The sequence below is a fragment of the Rheinheimera sp. SA_1 genome (assembly GCF_001669775.1).
Taxonomy (GTDB): domain Bacteria; phylum Pseudomonadota; class Gammaproteobacteria; order Enterobacterales; family Alteromonadaceae; genus Pararheinheimera.
The window spans coordinates 43,551-54,464 of record NZ_LXWK01000003.1; the positions used below are offsets into that span (position 1 = coordinate 43,551).

The 10,914-nt window shown below is 48.7% G+C and carries 5 protein-coding genes; 1 reads left to right on the top strand and 4 read right to left on the bottom strand.

Translation table 11 applies throughout. The features are described from left to right. Nucleotides 1–11: 11 nt before the first annotated feature. The gene (locus A5320_RS01160; RefSeq protein WP_068059861.1) at nucleotides 12–2,633 is read right to left on the bottom strand and encodes a family 20 glycosylhydrolase; all 2,622 of its coding nucleotides are present in this window, start codon (nucleotides 2,631–2,633) and stop codon (nucleotides 12–14) included. After that, a complete protein-coding gene (locus A5320_RS01165; RefSeq protein ID WP_068059866.1) occupies nucleotides 2,630–3,913 on the bottom strand; it encodes an MFS transporter in 1,284 nt (427 codons plus the stop codon). The genes A5320_RS01160 and A5320_RS01165 overlap by 4 nt, the downstream gene beginning before the upstream one ends. Before the next feature lie 275 nt (nucleotides 3,914–4,188). On the opposite strand from A5320_RS01165, the gene A5320_RS01170 reads away from it, so the two are divergent. Beyond that, a complete protein-coding gene (locus A5320_RS01170; RefSeq protein WP_068059867.1) occupies nucleotides 4,189–5,088 on the top strand; it encodes a helix-turn-helix domain-containing protein in 900 nt (299 codons plus the stop codon). Here A5320_RS01170 and A5320_RS01175 read toward each other — a convergent pair. Together A5320_RS01175 and A5320_RS01180 are read right to left on the bottom strand one after the other, a co-directional pair. Further along, nucleotides 5,065–6,609, bottom strand: coding sequence for a tryptophan halogenase family protein (locus A5320_RS01175; RefSeq protein ID WP_068059873.1), 1,545 nt, complete (start codon nucleotides 6,607–6,609; stop codon nucleotides 5,065–5,067). The genes A5320_RS01170 and A5320_RS01175 overlap by 24 nt on opposite strands. A gap of 109 nt (nucleotides 6,610–6,718) precedes the next feature. Further along, nucleotides 6,719–9,697 carry a TonB-dependent receptor gene (locus tag A5320_RS01180; RefSeq protein ID WP_068059874.1) on the bottom strand — a complete coding sequence of 993 codons (2,979 nt, stop codon included), beginning with the start codon at nucleotides 9,695–9,697 and terminating at the stop codon, nucleotides 6,719–6,721. Nucleotides 9,698–10,914: the final 1,217 nt, after the last annotated feature.

A 10,914-nucleotide genomic window follows, 5' to 3' on the forward strand; every position in this document is an offset into this window, starting at 1 on the left:
GATGTGCCCTGTTACCATGCAGTACCGGCGGTACTGCTTAATCCATGTTGTGACAGCGCCTTTGCTGCCAGGGGTGATGCGTTGACTATTTTGCTGCGAAAACGAATGTTGTTTGCCGCTGGCAACGGTTGTTGATAAAGCTGCCATGGCTGATTACCTTGTTGATATTCAATCAGCAGCCCGGGCTCGGTCAGGGCGTGCAGCTTGCTATCTCTCAGCTTGACGCCAACCCAGGGCAGTTGCACCGGCAAACCGGCGGCCTGCAGCGCTGGCACTTCTTTAAACCACAAGCGCTGCTGAAAACTATGCCAGTCAGCCTGATAATCCCGACTGGCCTTTTGGTCTAACAAAGGACAGTTGTGCTGATAAGAGTGGCCTGGCTGATACGACGGCTGCCAGTCGGCCAAATACCAGCTGCGCTCGGCAAATGCCAACAGCCGCGGTAGTAACATCTGCCATGCACTGTTGGCGTCCGGAATCACTTCTGTCCATAAATTGCCCTGTAAACCTATGATTTTCTTTGGTTGTTGCAGCGGAACTTTGTCGTCGATCTGATAATTTTCACCATTCAGGTCCTGCCAAATTGCAGCCAATGACGGTAGATTTTGTGGCTGGAAACTAAAGACTTTTTCGGTGCTTAATATGCGACTGGCCCAATGATTTCCGCGGGCATAAGGGGTATTTAAATAAGGCACGTCAAAATAACTGGCATCCGGTAGCGCCAGCACTACTTCCCAGCCAGCGTTGGCATGTTGATGGGCAGTGAGGGCTGCGCCGTCGTAGCTGTTTTGCCAGACATATGAAGTGACGGATGATGGTAGCGTTTGGCTATTCTCGTCGGAGTACAGATGTTTCAGGCCATCACTCCATGCGGCCAGTTGTACGTCCTTGGCGTGTAGTAGGTTGGCGGTGCGCTTTAAAAAATACCGCATTAAATCGGTTTCACCGGCATCTTTCAGCTTTTGACAAGCGGGCGATTGTTGCCAGGCGCCAGCGGTTTCATCCGCGCCAATATGATACAGCGCCAGTGGCATACCAGCCTGTAGATGCAAGCGAACCAATTCATCCAGCACAGTGTCGATAAAACGGTAACTGCTGTCGAGACACACATTCAGAGTATTGTCGTGGTAATACTGAATCGACAAATAGTCGCTGCGATCGGCCGCTTCAGTCAGCAGATACTGGTCCCAGTCTGGTGATTGTTGTTGTTTTAACTTTTCTGAGCGCAGTGCCATGGCTTTAACCGCCGCTCTGCTGTGACCCGGCATATCCAGGCTTGGGATCACCCGCACCTGATGTGCTTTGGCATGTGCCAGAATGTCGAGATAATCCTGCTGGCTAAGGTAACCATTGGGAAGCGCATCTGGCTGATGGCCAGCCCCCAACTGTGGCAATAAACAGGTTTTTTCTGTGAGGTCCAGACATCGTCTGGCGCCTAGTTCTGTTAGTTCCGGCAAGGCTGCGATTGCAATACGCCAGCCTTCGTCGTCGGCCAGGTGCAGATGCAACTGATTCATTTTGTAACGCGCCATTTGGCTGATCAGCTGCAATATAAAATCTTTGCCAAGGAAGTTTCTTGCGATATCAACATGCTGGCCCCGGTAGGGGAAAGCTGGGCCGTCTTCAATCAGCACTGCCGGCAGTTGTTTGTTTGCTACATCATACAAGCCGAGCAAAGATTGCAACGCATAAAAAGCACCCGGAGTGCCGCCAGCTTCAATTTGAATGCCTGTTGCATGGATACGTAACCGGTAATGTTCGATGGACGCAAATCCGGTGTTCACACTGATGTGCAGCGGCATTTTACTCTGTGGCTTTAACAGCTGCTGTTGTTGCAACTGTTGCAGTGCAGCCTGTAGCTGGTGTTTTAACTGTGGGTCTTTCAGTTGCAACACAAAACCGGCGGCTGTGTTGACTGCCGTGTTGCTCAGTTCCTGGAGCAAAGCTGGTTTTGGGATCAGCCTGTTGCGAATGGATGCTGCTGGCAATGGCGCCGCCTGAGCACGTTGATAGTGCAGATAAAGACTTTCACCACTGGCAACACCCAGTTTGTCAGCCGGATTTTGTTTAAAATCCGGGTTGCTGGCGGTAAATGGCTGGATAAATGCCGGTGTGCCGCTTACATCATTGTTGGCGGTGGTGCTGGCAATCAGGTAAACGTCGTCGTTTTTATCTTTCAGCAGATAATTGCCCGGTATCATCGACTGGCTGAAAATGCCGGAGGCGCTGATGAAATCAATATCGATCTGCCGCTGGGCCTGAAAACCGCTAAAGCCCGCTTTGGCACTCAGCTCATGTAAATCGCCATTGATATGACGGATTTGCAGTTGTGGGTGCAGGCTGGCGATCACCGGCGTCAGTTGACTAAAATAAATCCGCCAGTCTGTTGCCTGATGGGCGAAAGGCAAAGTCAGGCTCAGTCGTGATAAATAACATCCCGGTTCTTTGCGTAGTTTATTGACCGGACATTCGGCATACGCCGGTTGCAACAACTGGTATTGCACTTTGAGTGCTGCCGCCAATTCAGTTGTCGGTCTTGGATCAGCTTGCAGCCCGGCAGCCAACAACAATGCCGGTGGCAACATCAGGAAGCTGCATAACTGCGCTTGCTTGGGGAGAAAAAGTGCGTTCATGCCAAATCCTCCAATCCTGCGGGTGACTGGCGTTGACGATTGGCCCACCAGTTCTGGTTATTCACCAGAGGCCTGGCCCAGAACGCCACTGAAATAATGTAAGCCAGCGGCACGAATAGCAACAACATGGCCAGCTGGATACTGTCCAGTCGTTCGGCTAGCAGGCCAAGCAGGGGAGAGGCAAAAGCACCGCCGATAATGCCGCTACACAAGATGCCGGCAACTGCGCCATGTTGTCCGGGCATGGAGTTTAGTGCCAGGGCAAAAATAATGGACCACATCACCGATAAACTGCCGCCAAGTAATGGTAAACACCAAAGCGTCAGCTGTTTGTCGCCGGACAGGCCCAGTAACAACAACAGCAGGCTGGCGGCGCCAAAGATCAGCAGAATAAAACGGCAATCAAACAGCTTTAATAACAAAAGCCCTAATACGCAGCCGATGGTCATATTCAACCAAAACTGGCCAACTGCACTGGCGCCTGTGCTGGCGGCATCGACCTGATGCATTTGCTGCAAATAAACGGCCATACTGTTGGCAATTCCTTGTTCCAGGGCGACATAACAAAATATGGCGATAAAAAACTTCTGTACTGTGCGGTTTTTTAATAACAACCATTGGCTTTGCAGCATTTTGTGGGCGGAATCCGACGGGGTCGCTGCCACAGTTACCGTGCAGGCCGGGAAAGGTAAAAACCACAACCACACCAACATCAACAGACAAATCACGGCAAACAGCAGATACAAACTGAGCCAAGGCATAGTGGCGGGTAACCACAACAACAAAGGATAAAGCCAAGCGTCAGTTGTAAGTGCTGTAAGTTGTTGATAAATAACGGGGGTGGTGGCGGCCGTCAGACCAAATAACAGCTGGCCGAGTACGGCCATAAAAGAATAATGTTCGCTGCCTGCGGCAAAACGCAGCAACGGATTCATCACCACTTGTAGCACACTCATGGCAAGGCCAAGGCAGAATAACGACAGCATTGCGACAGCAAAGTGTGGAAACAGCACAAAGAGACCACAACTCAGCGCGCTTAAGCCATAGGCAAACAACATCATGCTCCGCTCACCAAAACGTTCAATCAACAACCCCGCCGGGACCGACATCACGCCGTAGGCGATAAAAAATGCAAAGGGGAAAAAGCCAGCCAGCATCAAACCGATACCAAAATCGCTGATCAGTTCAGGGAAAATCGGCCCAAGTAAATTGGTGATAAATGACACTGTGATAAAGCCGGTCAGCACCAGCAAAATCAACACCGGATGTTGCGAACGCATGAATGATCCTTGGTTGTTTTTTTCAATTCTGGAGCATTCTGTTAGTGGGTTGTAATAGATTTCTACCTGAAATCTGTACTTTCCTTGCGCGGTTTGGCATAGTGGTGCAGTCTGATTTATGAAGGGTTAAATTAATTATCTATATGAAAAGTATAATTTTTTTGTGATTGTTTTAATCCATCTTGATGTTGATGTACGGAGTGTAATCTTTCGGCTGTAGTTACAAGGTCGCAACAATGACCAGAGGCAAGGAAATCTGTTTTCAGGATGAAAATATGAAACTGCAATTTGAGAAAATTATCACCGAACCGGGTCAATCCTGGCGTTTTTATCATTATTGCTGGCCAGCAATTGAGCTGAACTGGCATTGTCATCCGGAGTATGAGCTGGTTTTGACTTGCAACAGTCAGGGTAACCGGTTTGTTGGCACCAGCACTGAGTCCTATCAGGATAATGACTTGGTTTTGCTGGGGCCTTATTTGCCCCACGGTTGGCAAAGTAAGCCCGCAAGCGATGATGCGGCGGAAGCGCACCATGCTTATGTATTGCAGTTGCCGGCGCTTTGGCTGGAGCAATGGTTGCAGCTGAATCCCGCGTTGCAACGGTTACAGAAGTTGTTAACGCTGGCCAAAGCCGGTGCCTGTTTCAGCGCTGAAACGACAGCGCAGGTTAAACCACTGGTCGTGCAGTTGGAGCAGGATGATGTGATGATCCGACAAATCCGTTTGCTGCAAATCCTGGTGTTGCTCAGTCAGGATGAACAAGTGCAGCTATTGACCGTTCCTGACAACATTGAACCGGATAAAATCAGCAGCCAGCGTAAAATTGATAAAATTATCAATTACATCCATCAGAATTTGATGGATGATCTCAGCGCAGCCAAGCTGGCGGGCATTGTCCATATGAGTACCAATCATCTGCATCGGTTTTTCCGACAAAAGACAGAAATGACCATTACTCAGTATGTTATTCAACTACGGATCGAAAGGGCTTGTGATCACTTGCTGAAAACCAGCTGGTCGGTGGAAATGATTGCCGGTAAGTGTGGTTTTTTCAGCATGGCGAATTTTAACCGTCAATTTTTAAAACTGAAAAAAATGACACCACGCCAGTACCGGCAATCTGATTTACGGCATTTACATCAATTGGCTTTACGGGGTAACCAGACGGTCTGATGGGGCGAGCTGATGCAGATATTCCAGCTGGTCCGGACACAAAGTTACCAGTTGTTGCCAGCGTTGCAGTCGTAATTGTTGCTGTTCAACGCGGCATTGTTGCTGGCTGCGCTCAGGTAAATAGCCGGTGCCTGCTAAAAGACAATACCAGGAAACGGCATGGTAATATTTTTCCAGTCGCTTTCTGGCCAACAGCGCAGGTAGATCGCCACCTGATTGCCAGCATTGTAATAACTGACGCAGCTCTGGCGAAATAAACTCCAGCTTTCTGTTGTGCTGCCAGTAAGCAGAATCTGTGCGGGAATTGGTTTTGTAATGCAGTACTATATAATCGGCGATGCGATCAAAATAGTTATTGATCAGAAGGTTATATTCAGATCTGGCTGCCAGTTCACCGCGGCACTGATACTGGCTTTGTTGCCAGTATAATAAAAAATGACTGACCGTCTGTTGTACCAGGTAAAGTGCCGTTGCTTCAAGCGGCTCAATAAAACCCTGAGATAAGCCAACCGCCACACAGTTGTGCTGCCAGTGTCGCTGTAACCGGCCTGACTCAAATTTCAATAATCTGCTGCTGCCTTGCTGCTCTGACAAACCAAGATGTTGGCGCAATTCAGTTTCGGCGATATCGGCGGAAATAAAATCCTGACTGAACACATAACCGTTGCCGGTGCGATGTTGCAGCGGAATTTGCCAGCTCCAGCCATGGCGCAATGCGGTGGCGGTTGTTTGAGAAAGTGGCTGCGATTTGGCTTGGGTGGCGATTGTCACGGCGGCGTTATTCGGCAACATCTGCTGATAACTATGGAACTTGCTGCCGAGTGTCTGGCGCATCAACTTACTAGCAAAACCGGTACAATCAAGGTAAAAATCGGCCGTTAGTGTTTCACCTTCAGCGGTATGCAGTTGCGCTATGGCTCCATCGGAAAAACACTGCACATCGGTCACCTTAAATGGCCGGTAAGCAATACCCCGTTTGATAGCAATTTTTTTCAGGCATTGGCCAAGCAAACCGGCGTCAAAATGATAACCATATTGCAGCTGAATATAATGGTCAGCACAAAAAGGCGCTTTGCCTGCTTTAGCCAGCTGGCTTTGTAAAAAAAAGCTGTCCGGATGGGCATCACTGGGCTGAGCTTGCTGTGCCGCGCGGACCTGGCGAAAAAATTCAGGTAATACCGCATTGTCTTCACTACTTGGGAAAGGATGGAAATAATGCTGGTAGCCTGGGATTGTGGACCAGTGGCTGAACTGAATGCCATTTTTATAAGTAGCCTGACAGGCGGGCATCCAATCGGCTTCAGCGATCTCCAGCTGGCGGAACAACCGGGTTAATGCCGGCGTCGAGCCTTCACCTACACCTATAGTGGCAATATCCGGAGCTTCCACCAGCTCAATTTGTACCCAAGGTTGTTGACGGAAATGCCATGCCAGCATCAGAGCAGTCAGCCAGCCAGCGGTGCCGCCACCTACAATCAGCAGTTTGAATGGGGTTGTGTGGTGTGTTGCAAAATTTTGCATCCGAGCCTCTGGCGTATTCAGTGGGTTTACGCAACAAAAACACCGCCGCAATCGCGTTGCGGCGGTGAGGATCTAGCAGTAACCGAAAAAGTCGGCCTGCTTAGCTACATCAGAAGCGGGCACGGACACCCAGTGTGATCCGACGCTCGTAGATATTTTGCGAAATGACATTACCTTCCCACTGAAGGTAGTTGTTTTCATACTCTTCAGTCAGGTTGCTGACCGAAGCATAAGCGGTGAAATTTTCGGTGAAATCGTAACTACCTGATAAATCGATATAAGTGGTTGGTTCTGTCCAGATAGGTAATCGGCTTGAAACACCAAATACAGTGCCATTACTCGCCAAGCGTTCACTGCGGTAGTTGGCGGCTATCCGCAGTTGCACGCCACTGCGTTCGTACCACAACACAGCGTTACCTGAACGTTCAGAGTTGTCAGCGATTGGTAATGTCGCTTTGTAAAAATCAACAGCACCACTTTCGCTTGGTGCGTAGGTCATATTCAAACCCGCACCTAAACCACTCCAGAAATCTGGCAGGAAATCAAAACTTTGCTGATAAGCAACTTCAACCCCTTTGATAGTGCCGCCTTTGCCATTGACGTCACCTTTGACCGGCACTGACCGCCGCTCGACACCGTCACCATCTTTGACTCTGATAGTGGAGCTGCCGGTTTCAATAAATGAGTCGATATTCATATTAAATATCGAGGCGCTGACCATACCGGCACTACCAAAATAATATTCCAGACCTAAATCAATGTTGTCGGAATACCATGGGTTTAACTGTGGGTTACCATTTTGAGTCGCATCCACTGCAACCATCGTGTCTGGCGAAACGCCCAAATCAGCAGCTCGTTCACCAGCGCGGGTGCGCCCTACAGATAAACCACGACCTAAACGGCCGAGATCCAGCCGCGTCATCGTTTTACCGTAACCGCTGCGGAAAATCAGGTTTTCTGACAGATTGACGGCTAGATTGGCAGAAGGTAGCAGATCATTAAAAGTACGTTGGGTATTGATATCGCCACTGTCAACACGGGCTGTACATAACACACAGGCGTCATCACCCAGCTCATTTTGATAGATATCCAGTTCGGTGCGGACATATTGCAAACCGATATTGGCGTTGTAACTCATAGCACCGGCCGAACTGCTGAAATTGGCCTTAAAATAAGCCGACTGAGTGCGTTCATCTACTTTGTACGAATCATTCGGGTTGGCAATTTTTTTGTTATTTGGGTACAAAGCGTTCTGGAAAGCCCATGGATCGTCCATTACTTTGGGGTCAACAAAATAAATGCTGTTGCCGGAAACAGGTCCGAAGTCTTTGACTTGTGTCACCCAGCCTGCGGGTAAATCAGTAAAGAACCAGGGTTTACCCAGAGTTAGATCGCCTTTACCAACATCAATAGTGCCATCCCCATTGGTGTCGGCAAAAGTCGCCCCTGAATCTTTCCACATCACGTCTCTGGTCACCCCACCTAAGGTGAATGGGGCTGTCATGATCCAGGTATCGCGGGTGACATCACGGGCGCCATGACGCAAACCAAAATCGACAGATTGCAGATGTTCGGTATCGAACTTGTAATTACCATCGGCTCTGACGACATCCAGCGTGCCTTCTTCATCAAAGTTGTTTTCTGAATACGTCGAGACGATGTTGTAACGTTTAATATCAGAGCCAAACACTTCAGTCCCAACATTCGGGAAGGTTAGTTGTGGATGTTTGCCTGAAGTATCAAACACAACTTGTGGTCGTGCCGGGCCATAACCTCTTGGATTCACCGGTTCAATGCCATTAGTATCACGGCGCATCAAACCATGCTGGGCTCCGCTGGTCAGGTAGCCCTGGGCGACGTTTTCAGTATGGGCGCGATCGGCCTGGCCATGCAGTACCCGCACACTGCCGCTCAAAGCGTCACCGTTGTTGTATGCCAGTTTCAGATTCAGGTTTAGAGAATCCCGATCATTGGTCTGACTTTCGGAATATGCATTTACCCTTGGTGCGTTCAGGGTGACTTTCTTGGAGGTGTAAAAAGTACCACCGGCTTCGTTTTTACCCCGATCTTCCAGATTTTCCGGCCGAACCCAGCCATAATCGGACCAGGCGTTGTCAGCAACCAGACCCTGACTGCGTTCGGCGTCTTCCATTTTGGTGTAAAAGGCATCACCGCTGAGCTCAAAACCCAGGCCGAGATCCGCTTGAACCGAAGCACTTAAACCGGTGCGCTCGCGTTCGTTAAAGCGGTTCATATTGCCATAGTCAATAAAACCAAAATAACTGTCGTTTAAATCGCCGTCGCCGTTTAAATCACGGCCATTACCGCCAGCGCAAGGAAAACAATCTTTGCCTTCACCAAAGGCGGAAGCCCAACCTTCATGTGGTGCACCAAAGCGGTAGTTGGCCAGATTACTTTTGTCATAAGAAGCGGTAAAAATACCAGCCACTTTGTCGGCGTTATAACCGACAAAAGCAGTGTATTTACCATCGTTTTCATCAGAATAAGAGCCGGTGGAAGCTTCTGCAGAACCTGAAAGGGTCAGGCCTTCTTCCAGTGAGAATGGCCTGGCAGTTTTTAAATCGACAGTACCAGAAATCCCACCTGCTAATGTAGTGGCCATCGGCGATTTTAATACATCCATCCCCGCAATCAGAGCAGAAGGAATGTCGGTAAAATCCGGTTGCACGTCACTGATCGAACCTGCGCTTAAAAATTGTTCGCCATTCAGTAAAGTGGTGACCTGTGGCATACCGCGCACGTTGACGGTGGAACCTTCGCCAGCTGAACGGCGGATCTGGATACCGGGTACGCGCTGTAGTGAGTCGGCAATCGTGGTATCAGGTAATTTACCGATATCTTCTGCCGTGATGGAATCAATAGTGCTTTCCGCCAGACGTTTGTTATTCAGGTTTTTCGCCTGTGAAGCGCGCAGACCCCGCACACTGATAACCTCAATTTCTTCCTGTGGTTTAGCTGGGCTGGCAGCAGCAGTGGTTTGTGCAATAACGGGCAAGCTGATGCTGGCAGCGAGCAGCAATGTAATTTGTGACGCCAGGCGTGACACGGCGAAATGTTTCTGGTTCATGATTATCCCTGTTGAAGTGATCTGGCACCTTGGGGATTGCTCTGCTGCAGCTTGGCAGGACTTCCAATCCGGATGCATGTTATATGACCAGCGCTCAGCAACTCTGTGGTGCTTCAAACTGGGAAATGACATCGCTGTCATTTCAAATCAGACGTTACACAGTTGTCGTCAATAGCTAAAGATGACAGGGCCATAATTGATGGATTAGCGAATAAAATTGTATTAAAAGTATTAATATTTGAAGGTATTCCCCGTGTTGGCTGCTGAAATGATCGATAAAGATGAATTTTTATTGTCAACGTTGTCAGTTTTTCAGCAAAGATTGTTTTCAGTCATAGTGAGTGGGGATTATTGGCGGTCTGATGGAACGACAGAAGTTCTCAGAGGTGGATCGCGGCTTGCTTGAGGGCCGTAGCTGTCATCTTTACTGTCGTTGAAATGACGACCCATCTGTTATACACAGCCTGTGTCGGAAAAGCCTGAGTTCTGTTTGCTTTAATGTCATCATCGGCAATTCGGTCGTCGCCGCCAATTGGGGGTTCTTCATTATTAATAATGCTCTGGATCTAATATCCTGGTTGCACTCGGCTATTGATGAGTCTGTATCGAATTTTAAGTATATAAATGAGAGAACCCCAAACCTGCGCATCGGTCTTCAAGCAATAAGACATGTGGCTGGTTGTTTGGCGACGATCTACCTTCATCTTGAGCACTACACTTTATAGCTATATAAGTGGCAGCGAAGCCGTAAGTGCTATCGCTTGCTTATACCTGGCTGATGAGCACAAATCAGGAGCAGCTGACTCTTTTAATACAGTCTCAGATCGGTTTGGTGTGGGGCGGATCGTCCGGATCCGGCTGACGATCCAGTTTTTAGCCAGTTATTGCACATAAAAACAACATAAAGCAGCGATCTGCTGAAAATATAGGCGGTCAGTCATCATTCTGTAAAAAAGATCTTGCGAGCTGTTTGGATCTCTCTATAATGCGCCTCATCGACAGCGACGACGGATTCGAAAACGAATAAGTCAAACGCCAAAGATTCTGAAAGTGGTTGATAAACAACGGCTTTCGGCGTTAAGTAAAACGCCACGCTCTTTAACAATTAGCAATCAATCATCTGTGTGGGCACTCGTGAAAGAAGATTCGCAAAACGAATTAACTGAGTATGAGTGACCAGATAGTAAAATATTTAGTCAGTAATACTGAGCATGTCA

Excerpts from the sequence above, each read along its gene's own strand:
- A5320_RS01160 (WP_068059861.1), bottom strand. The coding sequence starts at position 2,633 with ATGAACGCACTTTTTCTCCCCAAGCAAGCGCAGTTATGCAGCTTCCTG.
- A5320_RS01165 (WP_068059866.1), bottom strand. The coding sequence starts at position 3,913 with ATGCGTTCGCAACATCCGGTGTTGATTTTGCTGGTGCTGACCGGCTTT.
- A5320_RS01170 (WP_068059867.1), top strand. The coding sequence starts at position 4,189 with ATGAAACTGCAATTTGAGAAAATTATCACCGAACCGGGTCAATCCTGG.
- A5320_RS01175 (WP_068059873.1), bottom strand. The coding sequence starts at position 6,609 with ATGCAAAATTTTGCAACACACCACACAACCCCATTCAAACTGCTGATT.
- A5320_RS01180 (WP_068059874.1), bottom strand. The coding sequence starts at position 9,697 with ATGAACCAGAAACATTTCGCCGTGTCACGCCTGGCGTCACAAATTACA.